General features: G+C 60.0%; 13 protein-coding genes. 10 read left to right on the top strand and 3 right to left on the bottom strand.

Going from position 1 to position 15,228, the window contains the following annotated elements; all coding sequences use genetic code 11:
* Window positions 1-73: 73 nt before the first annotated feature.
* Entirely contained in the window at window positions 74-1,219 is a 1,146-nt protein-coding gene (locus tag HNR46_RS04875; RefSeq protein ID WP_184016359.1) for a TlpA disulfide reductase family protein, read from the bottom strand.
* 135 nt (window positions 1,220-1,354) lie between these two features.
* Between HNR46_RS04875 and HNR46_RS04880 the strand changes: the two genes are divergently transcribed.
* The 7 genes from HNR46_RS04880 to HNR46_RS04910 all read left to right on the top strand — a co-directional run bounded on the left by HNR46_RS04880 (window position 1,355) and on the right by HNR46_RS04910 (window position 11,212).
* Entirely contained in the window at window positions 1,355-1,822 is a 468-nt protein-coding gene (locus HNR46_RS04880) for a carboxymuconolactone decarboxylase family protein (protein WP_184016360.1), read from the top strand.
* Window positions 1,823-1,838: 16 nt separating this feature from the next.
* Window positions 1,839-2,702, top strand: a complete 864-nt coding sequence (locus tag HNR46_RS04885) for an RNA polymerase sigma-70 factor (RefSeq protein WP_184016362.1) — start codon at window positions 1,839-1,841, stop codon at window positions 2,700-2,702.
* Window positions 2,703-2,788: 86 nt separating this feature from the next.
* Window positions 2,789-3,274, top strand: a complete 486-nt coding sequence (locus HNR46_RS04890; RefSeq protein WP_184016364.1) for an FxsA family protein — start codon at window positions 2,789-2,791, stop codon at window positions 3,272-3,274.
* Between the two features lie 153 nt (window positions 3,275-3,427).
* Window positions 3,428-5,542: an ATP-binding protein gene (locus tag HNR46_RS04895; protein ID WP_184016366.1), complete on the top strand. Its 2,115-nt coding sequence runs from the start codon at window positions 3,428-3,430 to the stop codon at window positions 5,540-5,542.
* Entirely contained in the window at window positions 5,539-6,174 is a 636-nt protein-coding gene (locus HNR46_RS04900; RefSeq protein WP_184016368.1) for a LuxR C-terminal-related transcriptional regulator, read from the top strand. Before HNR46_RS04895 ends, HNR46_RS04900 begins: the two co-directional genes overlap by 4 nt.
* A gap of 112 nt (window positions 6,175-6,286) precedes the next feature.
* A complete protein-coding gene (gene dnaE, locus HNR46_RS04905; RefSeq protein ID WP_184016370.1) occupies window positions 6,287-9,748 on the top strand; it encodes a DNA polymerase III subunit alpha in 3,462 nt (1,153 codons plus the stop codon).
* 963 nt (window positions 9,749-10,711) lie between these two features.
* Window positions 10,712-11,212, top strand: a complete 501-nt coding sequence (locus HNR46_RS04910) for a PH domain-containing protein (protein ID WP_184016372.1) — start codon at window positions 10,712-10,714, stop codon at window positions 11,210-11,212.
* Here HNR46_RS04910 and HNR46_RS04915 read toward each other — a convergent pair.
* A complete protein-coding gene (locus tag HNR46_RS04915) occupies window positions 11,205-12,071 on the bottom strand; it encodes a DUF3472 domain-containing protein (RefSeq protein ID WP_184016374.1) in 867 nt (288 codons plus the stop codon). The two genes, HNR46_RS04910 and HNR46_RS04915, sit on opposite strands and share 8 nt — an antisense overlap.
* Before the next feature lie 93 nt (window positions 12,072-12,164).
* The gene (locus HNR46_RS04920; RefSeq protein ID WP_184016376.1) at window positions 12,165-13,004 is read right to left on the bottom strand and encodes an NAD(P)-dependent oxidoreductase; all 840 of its coding nucleotides are present in this window, start codon (window positions 13,002-13,004) and stop codon (window positions 12,165-12,167) included.
* 85 nt (window positions 13,005-13,089) lie between these two features.
* On the opposite strand from HNR46_RS04920, the gene HNR46_RS04925 reads away from it, so the two are divergent.
* The 3 genes from HNR46_RS04925 to HNR46_RS04935 all read left to right on the top strand — a co-directional run bounded on the left by HNR46_RS04925 (window position 13,090) and on the right by HNR46_RS04935 (window position 15,211).
* Window positions 13,090-13,491, top strand: a complete 402-nt coding sequence (locus HNR46_RS04925) for a ketosteroid isomerase-related protein (RefSeq protein ID WP_184016378.1) — start codon at window positions 13,090-13,092, stop codon at window positions 13,489-13,491.
* 90 nt (window positions 13,492-13,581) lie between these two features.
* Window positions 13,582-14,655, top strand: a complete 1,074-nt coding sequence (locus HNR46_RS04930) for a threonine aldolase family protein (protein ID WP_184016380.1) — start codon at window positions 13,582-13,584, stop codon at window positions 14,653-14,655.
* A gap of 49 nt (window positions 14,656-14,704) precedes the next feature.
* Complete coding sequence (locus tag HNR46_RS04935; RefSeq protein WP_184016382.1) at window positions 14,705-15,211, top strand: MarR family transcriptional regulator; 507 nt, start codon at window positions 14,705-14,707, stop codon at window positions 15,209-15,211.
* Window positions 15,212-15,228: the final 17 nt, after the last annotated feature.

Raw genomic sequence — 15,228 nt, forward strand, 5'->3', positions numbered from 1 at the left:
TCGTGGACGGGATAGGGACTGCGCTGACGGGGTGGCTCCCACGCAAAGTTGGCGGGTGGGAACCCTTCTGCTCTCAGCTCTTTTTCTCGGCTTCCTTCTTCTCGCGGGCGGCTTTCATGGCTGCCTGCATCCAGGCGGTGAACTCCGCATGGCTGGGCATTGTTCCTGTTTTCATGGACTCTGCGAATTTCTGATAAGGTTCGCTCGGCAGGTAGTTGGAGGGATCGTTGGCCAGCTCACCGGCTCGGGCGGCGTCTTCTTTCGCGGCATCCTCGTCGCCAGCTTTCCATTTCAGTCGTGCCAGCAACATCGAGTGGTTGGCGGAGTTTCCTTGCTCGGAAACCATCGCTTCATAGGCGGCGATGAGCTTGGTTGAGGTGCTCTCCGGCAGGTCTTCCACCTGTTCGATGGAGCGGGCAAGCGAGGTCAGGATCAGGGGGCGAAGCGAATCTTCGGGCCCCCACTCTTCAATGCGTTTTTCAAGGCTGTCGAAATCCTTGGCCGCGATGAGGGTCTCGTTGCGGAGGAGGGGAAGGTAGAGATCGCCCGGGCTGGCGGCTTCGAGTTGGTCGGCCGCTGCTTTCATGGCCACGGGGTCTTGTGCCTTGCTCGCTTCGCTCCAGGCGGCACGGGCGGCGGCAACCGCCTGTTGTTGTTGCGCTTTGGCCTGGAGTTCATCAAGGGCGGCTTGAGCGGCATCCCCCCCTTTGAGGAGGGTGCCAATCACTTCGTCCGTGAATCCAGAGGGGTGGCCCATGCCAATGACCTTGCCATCCCGAACCAGAAAGCCGTGGGGAATGCCGCGGACTTCTGCCGGTTTGAGCCAATCGGTTTCGAAGGCGCCGTTGCGTCCCGTGTAAGCCACGGGGTAGGACATGCCTTCTCCTTTGTCGGCGACGAACTTGGCGACCTTCTCGCGCCCATCTTCCCAAACATTCATGCCAATCACGCGGAGGCCTTGGCTGGCATACTTGTCGAAGAGCTCGTCGACGTGGGGAATCGCGGCGATGCAGGGGCCACACCATGTGGCCCAGCATTCGATGAGGTAGAGCTTACCGGGCTCCCAGGCGGTCGGAGCTTCTCCTTGCACCCAATCGGCTTTCTGAAGCGCATCGGGGGTGACGGAATCTCCGACTTTCTGAGCCAAGCCGGCTGGGATCAGGCAAAGCGACCACAGGGCCAGGAGTGGCGCGGTTTGAGAACGATGGAGGCACTTCATGGCTCTCGATACGTCGGGAGCTGGCGGCTTGTTTCCGGATTCCTGGTCGTGAAGGGGAAGGCACCAGAGGAGTTTTTCGATCGAATTCCGTCGTCCTGTCACAAGCACCCGGCCGAATCCGTCCTATGACGGTGTATGGAAACGACCGACACGACACGCGCCCGTCTCGAGCATTGGAAAACCGCACCTGATGCGATGCAGGCGATGCTCTCCCTTGAAACTGCCGTGCGTGCTGCCGGCATCGATCCTGTGCAGCTCGAGTTCATCAAGCTTCGTGCCTCCCAGATCAACGGCTGCGCCTACTGCATGAATCTTCATTTTCAGGATGCTGTGAAGTCGGGGATTTCGCCGCAGCGACTCCAGCTGCTGCCGGTGTGGCGAGAGGTGGCCCATCTTTACTCGCCCGCTGAGCAGGCGGTTCTGGCTTGGACGGAGAAGCTCACCCGCCTCGCCGGCGGCGCGGTGAGCGATGGAGACTTCGCCGCATTGCGCGAGCACTTCGATGATGAACAGATCCCTTGGATCACGCTGGCCATTGCCACGATCAACGCCTGGAATCGTTTTGGAGTCGGCTTCCGCTTGCCGGTCGAGCTGGCCGTCTGATTTTGATTTGAGCTGAATGAGTGATCTCGAAGCCCACCGTCGTCGCCTGTTCTCAATCGCCTACCGGATGCTCGGTCGCGCGGTGGAGGCCGAGGACATGGTGCAGGAGACTTTCCTGCGCTGGCACCGTGCGGAGCCATCGCAGATTCGAAATGAGGCATCCTGGCTGACGACCACCCTGACCCGATTGTGCATCGACCAACTCCGGCTCGCCCGCCGTCAGCGGGAGGAGTATGTGGGGGTGTGGCTCCCGGAGCCATTGCTGGAGGACCGTTCGGCACCTCCTTCCGAGGATGCGGCGCTCGCTGACACGCTGGGGATGGCGTTCCTACTGATGTTGGAGACGCTTTCTCCGATCGATCGTGCGGTGTTTCTGCTCCGCGAGGCCTTTGGACATGATTACGAATCGATTGCGGGGATCGTGGGCAAGTCGGCGGCAAGCTGCCGCCAAATCGTCTCGCGCGCCAAGGTGCGCCTGGCCCGCCCAGACGATCAAAAGTCGAGCGCCCATGACGAAGCTGAACGGCTGGTTCGGGAGTTTGTGGAAGCCACTCGCACCGGGGAGATGGCGGATTTGCTGCGTCTGCTCACAGAAGATGCGGTGCTCTACAGCGACGGCGGCGGGAAAGTTCGTGCCGCCTTGCTCCCGATTCGTGGAGCTGACCGCATTGCTCGGATGTTCATCGGCCTCCGGCGTTTTCACCAAACGGCGCCACCCCCTGTGCGTTGGGTGCGCATCAATGGTTCTCTCGGTGCCTTGATCCGCAGCGGAGATGGCTCGCGATCCGCCATGACCTTGGCGCTGGAGAATGGGCGGGTGAAGGCGGTCTTCGTGGTGCGCAATCCGGACAAACTCGGTGGAGCACACAAGTTTGAATGACGGAGGCCATCGATGCAGGCAGGAGTGATGGGGGGCCGAGCAGTCTCTCTGGATCGGCGAGGGATGAGTGCTAGGGTCTTGGCGCGATGTTCGGACGTCTTTTTCTACTCTTCATTACCGTCCCGGTGATCGAGCTGGCCTTGTTTCTTTCGGTGGGCGAGCGAATCGGCCTTCCGGTGACCTTGGCGATCGTGCTACTCACCGGTTTCCTTGGCGCTTGGCTCACCAAAAAACAGGGACTGAAGGTGCTGCAGGGCTACCGGCAATCTCTGGCGGAAGGTCGCCTTCCCCACGAGGAGGTGGTCGAAGGCCTGCTAATTTTGATCGCCGGAGCCGTGTTGCTGACTCCCGGATTCCTGACCGATGCGATCGGCTTTCTTCTGCTGACGCCGCCTGTGCGCGCCGCGGTGGTCAAGCGTCTCCAATCGGCACTGAAGGATCGTATTCGCCTTGTGGTTCCGGGAGCGACTACGGTCTCTCCTGAACCGCCGGGCGCACCCCGCCGAGCCGAGTTGGAGGGTGAGGTGATCGACGTTGAGGTGGTGAAAGAGGGATCGTACGGGGGTGGCTGAACTTGAGTCCAGAAGAGGACGAAGAAATCTTTCTGAATGGGGGAGAAGGAGGAGGCAATGACGTTGCCTTGGGGGGTGAAGATGTGAAAGCGTGCGGGCGTGAGTTTGCCTCCTGTCCCCAAGCTTCGCATCCCCCCGGCCAAGGTGCTCGCGATGTCCTGGATCCTCGGCGTGATCGTGCTGGGGGTCGTTGTGGGATTGGCTCACCAGCAGCCGGGATTGGGCATGCGTCTGGGTCTTGCCTCGGACACCAGGGCGGTGGTGGCGATGAACACGGCTGGCCCTTCTGCGGCGGTGCCGGTGGGGACTCCATTGGTGGCGATTCAGGGAGGGGGGGATCGGATGGACTTGCGCCCCCTCGACCTCACCATCGAGCCCGATGGAAGCATGGGGACTTACGAGATCTATGGGGAATTCTTGGCGCGGCAGGATCGTCTGGCCGCCATTCAGCGAGCGGAGGAGGTGGAATGGATTGCGGAAGATGGCCGGGCGTATCCCGTTCGTCCGCAGCCCCAGCGTCCCCTGGGCAGCCTACCAACGGACTTCTGGGTCCAATTGGCTGTGGGCCTGGTGGCGTGGTGGGTGTCGGCCGCGGTGATCGCATTCCGGCCCGGGGGAAATGGGGCGAGATACCTGTTGCTGAGTGGTTTTGCGACCTTGTTGTTTGCGCCGGCGGCGGCAATTTACACCACTCGCGAGTTGGCGGTTCCGGCAGGGATTTTTCACAGTGCCTGCGATCTCAATTTTTTCGGTGGCAGCTTGTTTGCTGCCAGTTTCGTGGGCTTGCTCCTCTATTATCCGCGTCCGATGGCACCCCGGTGGGTGGGTCGTTCGGTGGTGGGGGTGTTTGTGCTTTGGTTCGTCCTTCAGCAGATCGGGGTGTTTTCCTCGATGACCTTTGCTCGGAGGTTTCTGGTGATGTTGGCGATGCCGGCCACATTGGGGCTGGCGGGTTGGCATTGGTTTCGGACCTCGCGATCGCCGGTTGAACGGGCGGCGTTGCAGTGGTTTCTGGGCTCGTGGTTGTTGGGCACCTTTCTGTTCGCGGGTTTCATTCTGCTGCCACAGATGTTTGGGATCGATACCTCGCCGCTTCAGGGGTATGCCTTTTTGCTTTTTCTTTTAGTGTATGGTGGGTTGGCGGTGGGGATCTTGCGATTTCGGCTCTTCGAAATTGGTCAATGGTGGCGTCAATCTGTGGGGTGGGCGGCGATGGTTCTGCTGCTCGTGATCCTTGATGGTTTTTTTGTCTTCACTCTGGAGTGGTCGGAGAGCTTTTCGCTATCAGCGGCGCTGTTGGTGTGCGGTGGGGTTTGGTTGCCATTTCGGGCCTGGGTGTGGCGGCGGATGACGCGCCGTCGTGAAGCGGAGAGCTTGGGATTGTTTCGCGAGGTGCTCGATCTTTCCGCACTGCCACCCGGAGATGAACGTCGGTGGGAAGGGTGGAAGCATTTGATCCAAAGGGTTTTCGACCCCTTGTCTCTGGACGTCGCAGTGGGAACATCGAGCATCGAGGAGATCGGCCAGGACGGGCAGTCTCTGCTGCTCCCTGGCGTGGGTGGCATGCCGGCCTTGCGGCTAGAATTTCTCCGAAGGGGGCGGGCGTTGTTCGGTCCTGCGGAGGCGCGGCAGGCGGGTGAACTGCGATCCATGCTGGAGCACGCGATTCAAAGCCATACTTCATATCAATCGGGAGTCGCGCAGGAAAGGGGTCGGATTTCCCGGGATCTTCACGATCATATCGGCGCTCATTTGTTGGCAGCTTTGCAGGCTCAGGAGGCGAGCGATAAGGACCTCCGCATTCGCGAATCCCTCGCCGACTTACGGGAGGTGATCAATGATCGTGGGCATGCCGGACTTTCGTTGGGGGAAGCGCTTGCGGATCTCCGAAGCGAAAGCGGTGAACGGTTGGAAATGAGCGGCATCCATCTTCGCTGGAAGCAGGACTTGGTAGAAAATGTGCGCCTGTCCGGAGACGCGATGAAAGCCCTGCGAGCGGTGATTCGCGAGTCGCTCTCCAATGTGATCCGACACTCCGGTGCCGAGCGGGTTGAGCTCTCGCTTGAGGTTTCTGAGCAGTTCCTGCAACTGGTGGTGGAGGACGATGGTGGAGGCTGGGACGGCGTGGTGCGGAAAGGAAGTACGGGGATGGCAGGGATGAGGGAACGACTTGAAGGATTGAAAGGTTCCTTCGAATGCAAGGGGTTGCAAAATGGGGTACGTCTGCGGGCGAGCTTTCCGATGATGAAAGAAGGTGTCCTATCATGAATTTGGTTTTGATCGTTGAAGACCTGCCGGCCTCACGGGAGTGGCTTTCTGGAGTGGCAAGGGCAGCCTTTCCCCGCTGCCACCGCCTTGAGGCGGATAGCGTCGCGGGTGCCCTGGAACTGGCCGGAAGGCATGCCTTCGACTTGGCGTTGATTGACCTCGGGTTGCCGGATGGATCGGGACTGGATCTGTTGCGGCGATTTCAGGATCTGGGGATGCCAGCGAAATGCGTGGTGACGACGGTGGCCACGGATGATGCCACCATGGTCGCGGCGCTGTCGCTGGGTGCCGCCGGGTATTTGCTGAAGGACCAGCCGGGAGAACTGCTGGCGCGGCAACTCCAGCACCTCGTGCAGGGAATCCCTGCTTTATCCCCGAGCGTCGCTCGCCGTATCATGGAGCATTTCCAGCAAACCGGACCCGCTGCAGGACCAGAAGTCGCGGCCCGTCTGACCGATCGCGAAAAGGAAATTCTCACCGCCATTTCCCGCGGTCTGCGAAATGCGGAAGTCGCGGAGAATCTGGCGATTGCGGAGAGCACCGTAGCGAGCCACATCAAGGCAATTTATCGAAAGCTCGGCATCTCCAACCGGGCGGAAGCCGCCCGTCAAGCCGCACGTCTGGGATTGTAAGGGCAAGTCGGCGTCGGAGCCTTGGACCCCTGCGGAAAACCCGCGAAATCCCCCTCCTGGACACCCCTTTCTTGCCCTCCCGCGCCCGTCCCTCCAGATTGGCCCGCGCCCGATGTCCGACTCTTTCGTCCACCTCCACGTCCACACTGAATTCTCCCTGCTTGATGGGATGGCGCGGACAAAGCAATTGGCCGCAAAAGCCAAAGAGTTCGGCATGCCTGCCGTGGCCATGACCGACCATGGTAATCTCTATGGCGCGATTGAGTTCTTCCTGGCCTGCAAAGGCGCCGGAGTGAAGCCGATCTTCGGTTGCGAAATCTACCTCGCTCCCGGCAAGCTCGACGAAAAACGGGACATTCCCGGTCGCAAGCGGGCCTGCCACATGACGCTGCTCGCCGAGACGATGGAGGGCTGGAGCAATCTGCAGAAACTCGTTTCCCGTGGCCATCTGGAAGGACTCTACTACGGCAAGCCCCGCGTCGATCGTGAGGCCCTGCGCGAGTTCTCCACGGGAGTCATCTGCCTCACCGGCTGCATCTCCGGCCCGGTCAATGAATGGCTTCTCGCGGGGGACATGGACAAAGCCCGCGAAACGATGGCTGAGTTGGTCGATATCTACGGGCGCGAAAACGTCTACGTCGAAGTCCACCATCATCACCTGGAACCCCAGCGGAAGGTGACCCCCGGTCTCCTCGAACTCGCCCGCGAGTTCGGGCTCAAACCCGTGGCGGCGAACGATGTCCACTTCGTCAATCGCGATGATCATGAGGCCCATGATGTGATGATTTGCATCGGCACCGGGAAGCTGCTGATCGACGAAAATCGCATGCGCTACACGCCGGAAGTCTACTTCAAATCGGCGGAGGAGATGCGAGAACTGTTCGCCGAGATCCCCGGGGCATGCGATGCGACACTGGAGATTGCCGAGCGTTGCAACGTTGAGCTGAAGCTGGATTCCACCAGTTCGGAGAAATATCCCCAATTTGATTCTCCCGATGGCTCACCCCGCGAGGAGTACCTGATGCGGGTCTGCCAAGAGGGTCTCGTGAAACGGTATGGCGAGGAGAAGGCGGCTCGCGCGGAAATCCAGGAACGCCTGAAGTACGAAGTCGGCATCATCAATCAGTTGGGTTTTGCGTCGTACTTCCTCATCACCGCTGATTTCATTCAGTGGGCACGTGATCACAACATTCCCGTCGGTCCCGGCCGGGGCTCGGCAGCCGGCTCGCTCGTCGCCTACGTGATGGGCATCACCAACATCTGCCCGCTTCAGTTCGGACTTCTTTTCGAGCGCTTCCTCAACCCAGAGCGGGTCAGCCCTCCCGATGTCGACATCGACTTCTGTCAGAGCCGGCGACCGGAGGTGATCGACTACGTGCGCCATAAATACGGTGAACGCAGTGTTTCCCACATCATCACCTACGGCACTCTCGGTGCAAAGAGTGTGCTTCGCGATGTCGCACGGGTGATGGGTGTTTCCTACGGAGAGGCGGACCGGATCGCGAAAATGATCGAAGCCAAGCCTGGCGTGACCCTCAAGAAGGAGTGGGATGCCAAGCCCGAGCTGCGCGAACTCATTGAGAGTTCCTCGACCTATCAGGAACTTTGGGACTACGCGATGAAGCTGGAAGGCCTCACTCGTAACGTCGGCATCCACGCTGCCGGCGTCGTGATTGGAGACCGGTCGCTCGACGAGCATGTCCCGCTCACTCGCGGTAACGAAGGGGAAGTCGTGACCCAATTCGACATGGGCGCGATCACCGAGGTGGGCTTGCTCAAGATGGACTTCCTCGGTCTGAAGAACCTCACCGTGATTCAGGACGCCGTCGAACACATCAAGGTCCACACGCCGGACTTTGTGATCGAGGATGTGCCTCTTGATGACCAAGCCACCTTCGCGATTCTGAATCGTGGGGAAACCATGGGGGTGTTCCAGCTGGAGTCGGGTGGCATGGTCGAGACCTGCCGGAAATATCAGATCGAGAAGATCGACGACATCATTGACCTTCTCGCCCTCTACCGTCCGGGGGCAATGCAGTTCATCGACCAGATGATCGAGGTGAAGAAGGGCCGAAACCGGCCTTTCTACGAGCATCCCTTGCTCGAGCAGGTGAGTGGCAACACCTATGGCGTCATGATCTATCAGGAGCAGGTGCAGAATGCCGCCAAGCTCCTCGCCGGCTACTCGCTCGGTGGCGCTGACTTGCTGCGCCGCGCGATGGGAAAAAAGGATCCTGCCAAGATGGCGAAAGAGCGTGACAAGTTTGTCCAAGGCTGTCGCGAAACCAACGGCATTGAGGAGAAGCTGGCCGACGCGATTTTCAAGAAGATCGAGATGTTCGCGGGGTATGGTTTCAACAAATCCCACTCCGCTTGTTACGGGCACATTTCCTACTGGACTGCCTACCTCAAGGCGAACTTCCCGGTCGAGTTCATGGCAGGCCTGCTTTCGAACGAGATCAACAACACTGACAAAATTGGCGTCTTTGTGGCCGAGTGTCATCGGATGAAGATCGAGATTCTCCCGCCGGATATGAATCGCTCCCGCTTGCGCTTCGCTCCTGAGCTGGCACCGAATGGTTCGATGGCGATTCGGTATGGTCTCGCTGCGATCAAGAATGTCGGTGAGGGTGCGATGGCTCAGGCCATTGTTGAGCGGGACTCGAAGGGAGCGTTCGCTTCGCTGGAGGACTTTGCCAACCGGTTGGACTCGAAGGCGGTCAACAAGCGGATCTTGGAGAACCTGATCAAGGCCGGTGCCTTTGATTGGACTCGTGAAGGCCGTGCGACGATGCACGCCCGCTTGGAGCAGGTGTGCGCCAGTGCTTCCTCGCTTCAGCGCGACCGGGCTTCGGGCCAGGTTTCCATGTTTGATGGGATGGATTTTGGGACGCCTCCGCCTAGTACGGTTTCTGCCGTGGAGGTCGAGGAGTGGACGAAGGATGATCGGCTGGCGATGGAGAAGGAGCTTCTCGGCTTCTATGTCACCGGGCATCCCCTCGACAAATTCCGGGCGGTGCTCGACTCTGACCGCTACTGCAAACTCGGCTTGGTAGACGAGATCGAGATCCAGCATCCGCGCGATCGGTTTCCCTTTGCCGGGATGATCCGCAGCGTTGATTCGCGGGTCACGAAATCGGGAAAGCCATTCGGCATTCTGGTCATAGAAGATTTCACGGGCTCGCGCGAAGTGATGGTATGGGGCGAGAGTTTTGTTCCGGCGCGAGACGCAGGAATTCTCGTTTCAGGCAAAGTGATCCGATTCAAGGCACAGATTCAGATCGACGACCGCACGGACTCCCGTCGTCTGACCGGAGCGGAGCTCAATGAACTCAAGAGCCGTGGGGCATCGAATTCGAAATTCGTGGAATTGGCGCTTTGGACCGCGCGCCATTCTGAGCGTGACCTGCAAGAGATCCGGGAGGCCATCGCCGCCCATCCCGGAAAGACGCCCGTGCTGATCCACTTCCAAAACTCCGCGGGAAAGCGAGCCACCCTTGAGCTGGGTGAAAATTTCTGCGTCCGCCGGGGAACCAAGCTCGAAGCGGCCCTCGGGCGGTGGATGGATGGGTGAGTGTGAGATGCCGTTTTCCCTGCGAGGTATGGCATCGACGTTCATGGGGTGGCACGGCTGAAGCTAGCGTTAAGGACGCCCCGAATCGCGGAGAGCATCGCGTCCGCTTCCGATGGAGGGCACCGGAGCTCCAGGGCGGTGCGGCACGGGATCCTCATCCGTGGATGAGCGGAGGGGGTCGAAATCGGCCGGCATTTCGGGAACTTCGGTGTCGAGCGGTGCGATTTCCTGGTGGTTGATAAGAATCGAACCGGTCCAGACATGAATGATGGGTGGGAAGCGATCTTTCGAGCGTCATCAACGATATCTCTCTCCTCATCCCTTATGAAGCATCTCAACCTGTGTTTGCATTCCGCATTTTTGAAAGACGGCGGAAGCGTTCCCATCACTCGGCGCGATTCATGGCACGCTCCCCACCGACGCGATGATGCTCCGAAACTGGTTTGGCTTCCTTGGCTGAACTTCAAAGAAGTCTGGAACGGGGAATAGCTGTTACACGCGCTGAGCCTGGCGGTGGATCAACGGCCACCCGGTCAACGAGCAAACGACCGCTCCGTCACGCCTCGTGCTAGTGGGTGCCGAGTGCGGCTTGCGCCGAAATCAAAAGTGGGCACCCGCAAACCTCGTTAGCTCCGGCCTGCAGTCGCTTGGGCTCCCTTTTCCGTGCCTGCCGGGTCACCCCTACCGTCGCTCCGGCGTGGGGCCGCGCGAGCGCCTTCGACGTGCAATGGGGCGTCAAGTTGCCGACCTTTGGCTCATGCCTAGCCAAGCGGCGGCAGGATGGCGGCGTGCCTGCACCAGGCTCGGTCGACCCGAATCATCCGGCCGGAAGTGGATTCGGGTAGGCGGATGATCTGGGTTGCGATCGGGTTGAGGGAACGGTCGATTTCTTTCAGGAGCGGATTCCAACTGCGCCATGATTCTCCACTGGTCGAGATTCAGAAGAGGCGTCAGGATTTCGCCATGAGTGAGGAAATTCTATGGAAAGGGAGCCCGTCTCAGATTCTTCATCTGGGAAGGCATTTGCTGGCCCTGGTGGTGGTGGGTGGTCTGGGGTGGGGTGGGATGCTATTTCCTCCGGTATGGTTTGCGCTTCCATTGCCGCTTCTGTGGATGCTGTGGAACTATCTGGTGGTTCGGTGTCGGACTTATGAACTGACGACGGAGCGCCTGCGGCTTTATGAAGGGGTGCTGAATCAGACGATCGACGAGGTGGAACTTTACCGAGTGAAGGACACGACCATGGATCGTCCGTTTTGGTTCCGAATGTTTGGGCTCTCAAATCTGCATCTGGATACCTCGGACCGGTCGCATCCTAAGGTCACGATTGAAGCGGTGAGCGACGGGATTGGGTTGCGGGAAACGCTGCGCAAGCAGGTGGAATTCTGGCGCGATCGGAAGAGGGTGCGGGAGGTGGACTTTGAAGAGGGCGGAGAGTTGGAGGGCGACGATTCTCTTATTTGAGCCGATTCGGGAGGACTGGAAGGTCAGGTGGCGAGGATGGTCCTGGAGCGCAGGACAGCGAGCTCCCGAGGGGCTGGTGGATGTTTCGGGTGGCGCCGCCAGTCTGTAGAAAGAATCGAGTTCCGGCAGTGCCGGCGTCGATTGCGTGGGAGGGGTTGGAGTCGGCGGTGAATTGGGCTTCGAGCAGCGGCTGCCAGTTTCCGTCGAGGTCTTGGGCCCAAGCTTGATGAAATTCGGCCCGGCGCTGTTGGTGTGCGGATTGTTGATTTCTCCGGAAGTCTTCGATGAAGGAGTAGAGGCCGGTCAACGCATCCCGGGTGGCGGTGCGGAAGGATGCCATGAGTTGCCATTGATGGCGGGAATCATCGTAGAAGAACCCGGTATAGGTGGTGAGGGAGCCTTCAGGGTAGGAATGGACCGCAAAGCGAACCGGTTTTTCGAGGGACCATGGGTATTCGAAAAAGCTCTGGCTTCCGGTGCCTTCGCCGCCGAAGCGCTGTTCACGAACGCCCTTGCCGATTTGGACGACGCCGGTGCGTTTGGCTGGGTCGGTGTGCTCAGGTCGATCGGTCAGGTTGCCGGCATCGGGAGAATCCCAGACGGAGAAGAGGACCACTTTGCGCCCGTCAGCCAGTTCCTGCATGCCGAGGTAGCCGCGGCTGAATCCGAGAGCACAGAAGTAGGTGCCCGGGGAGGACTGGGTGGGAGTCACTTCGATGCAGGCCCATTGGGCAGGCGGTGCCTGATAGGCGAGGTGTACGGAGCGGCATTGTCGGTCGGCCAACGAATCGGGCTCTGCGCCGAAGCTCCCATGGAGGAGGATGGACGGGAGGGTCAGACTGAGAATGGACTTCCGCATGAGAGGGATACGGCGGGTTTTGGGTCCGCTTTCTCAAGCCATGGGATGTCCGCAGGGAGCCATGGAAGCCCTGCACAAGGGGGGGCTCGGAGCTTAGAGAAGTTTCCGCAATGCGGCGAAGTCTTCGTCGGCAAGGCCACGGGCCTCCGCTTGGGCCAAGCGAGCGGTCACCGCCGCTAGGACAGGAAACTCCTTGGCGGCCTCGATGCCGGACGCGAGGCGCATGTCCTTGTGCATGTGCTTCACGGAGAACATAGGTGGGTATGCTTGAGCCCGGAGAAGGGGTTCTTTCAGGTCGCTGAGACCCGAACGCGAGGCGTTTTTGGAGAGCGCCTGGAAGAACACATCATCAGCGATGCCCGCAGCGGTGGCGATGGCATGGGCTTCGCACAGTGCTTCCATTTGGGCGGAGATGTTGAGGTTCATCGAGAGTTTCAGGGCGCAGGCCTGGCTCGGAATTCCGATGCGCATGCGGGTTTCGGAAACCAAGGACAGGAGGGGCTCGAGTTCGCGGCAAAGGGCGGGATCGCCGCCGAGATAGAAGACCGTCTTTCCCGCTTCGGCCGCGGGCTTGCTGCCGGTGAATGGGGCTTCAAGATAGCGGGCGCCGGTCGCGGTGATCTGACGCTGAAAGGTTTCACTGCTGTCGGGATCGATGGTGCTCGATTGGATGACGACCTTGGTAGAGTCGAGTGCGGGAAGAATGGCATCGAGAACCGACTGCACGGCGGCGGGGTCGGCGACGACGATCTGGATAGCGTCGGCGGCGCGGGCGACTTCGGCGGGATGGTCTTGCCAACAGGGGAAATCGGGCTGGGCGGTGCGATTCCAGGCCCCGGCGAGGGCCCCGGCTTGGTGGTAGTGACGGGCCCAGATGGCGCCGATGATGCCGAGGCCGATGATGCCGACGGTTCGCGGAGTAGGAGCAGTCATGCTACCGCGCAGCATGGGGAGGACCGCCTGAGGCACAAGATGAGAAATTCTCGACAGGGTGGGGCTCGATCGGTGGATTTCGGGCATGACGACCCGCGATCAAATCCATGCGTATTTTGAGGCCTTCAATGCCGGGGATACGGCGGCGATGTTGGAGATGGTGAGCGAGGAGGTGGCTCACCATGTCAACCAGGGTGGGGTGCGTCGCGGTAAGGCCCGCTTTGCCGAATTCAACGCCCACATGACGAAGTGCTACCGAGAGTTGCTGACGGATGTTGAGGTTTTTGTTGGGGAGGACCCGACGCGTGCGGCGGCAGAGTTTGTGGTGAATGGCGAATACCTCACGACGGATGAGGGGTTGCCGGAGGCGAGGGGGCAAAAATACGTGCTCCCGGCAGGTTCGTTCTTCGAACTGAAGGACGGACGGATTTCGCGGATCACGACGTACTACAATTTGGAGGATTGGATCGCGCAGGTTTCCGCCTGATGTGGAATTCGGTGGTGGAATCGGACCACGATTTGCTTGCTGGATGATGGAAGACGCCCGGGAAAACGGGCGTTTTCTTCTTCTGACAGCATGAATTTCACATCGGATAACTGGTCGGGGGCTCACCCGGCAATTTCGCGGAATCTGGAGCGCCATGCAGGCGGTGTGGCCCCTGCGTATGGAACGAGCCCGGTGGACCGAAAAGTCGAAGGGATCTTCAATGAGATCTTTGAGCGTGAGGTGGCGGTGTATTTCGTGGGGACGGGCACGGCGGCGAACTCTCTGGCCCTGAGCGCGATTGCGAGGCCGGCCGGAGTGACCTTTTGCCATCGCGAGGCGCACATCGTCCGAGATGAAGGAGGGGCTCCGCACTTTTTTACCGGTGGAGGTCGCCTGCACACGCTGCCGGGCAAGGCGGGAAAGATCGACGCCGGTGGCTTGAGAGAGGGGATTGGCCGGTATCCGGAGACGTTTATCCATGCCGGCCAACCGATGGCAGTTTCGATCACACAGGCGACGGAGGTGGGCTCGGTGTATTCGCCGGACGAGGTGGCTTCGCTCTCGGCGGTGAGCCGTGAATTTGGGTTGCCCATGCACATGGATGGTGCGCGGTTCGCGAATGCCCTGGCGGCGCTCGATGTGAGTCCGGCGGAAATGACCTGGAAGTCAGGCGTGGATATCCTTTCGTTCGGAGCGACCAAGAATGGTTGTTGGTGCGCGGAAGCCCTGGTGTTCTTTGATCCGAAGATGGCGGTGCAATTGCCCTACATCCGCAAGCGGGCCGCCCATTTGTTTTCGAAAACCCGATTCATTGCGGCCCAATTGGAAGCGTATTTCGAAGGCGGGCTGTGGCTGAATCTGGCGAAAGAAACCAATCGCCTGACCGAAATGTTGGGTCAGGGGTTGGCGCAGTGCTCGGGAGTTCGTTTGGCCTACGAGCCGCGGACGAATGAGGTCTTCGTGGTGGTCCCGCGCACCTTGGCTCAGGTCTGGCGTGAGGCGGGAGTGGGATTCTATGAATGGCAGGTCCCGGAAGATCTGGAAGCCGAGGTGGGCCGGGAACAAACGCTGGTGCGGTTTGTGGTGGGAATCTCTCACGATGAATCGGATGTACGACAAGTGCTGGAAGTCGTGCAGGGGGTGTCCAGCCCGTGTGGAGGGTGATTGTTCAATTTGAATTGAACAATCCCGCTCGACCGCGTATGGGGAGAGCGTGCCGGAGTTGAAGCAGGATGATGAGGACAGGGCGCTGACGGAGGTGGAGCGCCGGGCGATCGATATCTTTGTCGATGGCGTCCGGGTGCTCGGCCTTCCGGGGTCCGTTGGAGAAATCTACGGGCTTTTGTACATCAGTCGCGAGCCGCTTTCTCTGGATGATTTGGTGGCGCGCTTGGGCATCAGCAAAGGTTCGGCGAGCCAAGGCTTGCGAACTTTGAAAAGCCTTGGTGCGGTGAGGGAGTTGGAAGTGGTGGGGGTGCGGCGGACTTATTTTGAAGCAGCGGCGGAGTTGAAACCGTTGGTGGGTGGGTTCATTCGTGAGCAGGTAAGGCCGCACTTGGAGAGCGGCCAAACGAAGATCACGGCGCTGCAGAAGGCGATTTCCGCGGATATTGAGCCGGCGGATCGAGCGTTTTTCGACGAGCGGGTGGAGCGATTGGAAGGATGGATCCGCCGAGGCCGAATGGTGTTGCCGATTTTGCAGAAGTTCCTGGGTCAGTGATGGAGGAGGGACCGAAA

This window comes from Haloferula luteola (assembly GCF_014201715.1).
In the GTDB taxonomy this organism is placed as follows: domain Bacteria; phylum Verrucomicrobiota; class Verrucomicrobiia; order Verrucomicrobiales; family Akkermansiaceae; genus Haloferula; species Haloferula luteola.

What these genes read in the sequence shown, in the direction of transcription:
- HNR46_RS04875 (WP_184016359.1), bottom strand. Translation starts at nt 1,219, where the DNA reads ATGAAGTGCCTCCATCGTTCTCAAACCGCGCCACTCCTGGCCCTGTGG.
- HNR46_RS04880 (WP_184016360.1), top strand. Translation starts at nt 1,355, where the DNA reads ATGGAAACGACCGACACGACACGCGCCCGTCTCGAGCATTGGAAAACC.
- HNR46_RS04885 (WP_184016362.1), top strand. Translation starts at nt 1,839, where the DNA reads ATGAGTGATCTCGAAGCCCACCGTCGTCGCCTGTTCTCAATCGCCTAC.
- HNR46_RS04890 (WP_184016364.1), top strand. Translation starts at nt 2,789, where the DNA reads ATGTTCGGACGTCTTTTTCTACTCTTCATTACCGTCCCGGTGATCGAG.
- HNR46_RS04895 (WP_184016366.1), top strand. Translation starts at nt 3,428, where the DNA reads ATGTCCTGGATCCTCGGCGTGATCGTGCTGGGGGTCGTTGTGGGATTG.
- HNR46_RS04900 (WP_184016368.1), top strand. Translation starts at nt 5,539, where the DNA reads ATGAATTTGGTTTTGATCGTTGAAGACCTGCCGGCCTCACGGGAGTGG.
- dnaE (WP_184016370.1), top strand. Translation starts at nt 6,287, where the DNA reads ATGTCCGACTCTTTCGTCCACCTCCACGTCCACACTGAATTCTCCCTG.
- HNR46_RS04910 (WP_184016372.1), top strand. Translation starts at nt 10,712, where the DNA reads ATGAGTGAGGAAATTCTATGGAAAGGGAGCCCGTCTCAGATTCTTCAT.
- HNR46_RS04915 (WP_184016374.1), bottom strand. Translation starts at nt 12,071, where the DNA reads ATGCGGAAGTCCATTCTCAGTCTGACCCTCCCGTCCATCCTCCTCCAT.
- HNR46_RS04920 (WP_184016376.1), bottom strand. Translation starts at nt 13,004, where the DNA reads ATGACTGCTCCTACTCCGCGAACCGTCGGCATCATCGGCCTCGGCATC.
- HNR46_RS04925 (WP_184016378.1), top strand. Translation starts at nt 13,090, where the DNA reads ATGACGACCCGCGATCAAATCCATGCGTATTTTGAGGCCTTCAATGCC.
- HNR46_RS04930 (WP_184016380.1), top strand. Translation starts at nt 13,582, where the DNA reads ATGAATTTCACATCGGATAACTGGTCGGGGGCTCACCCGGCAATTTCG.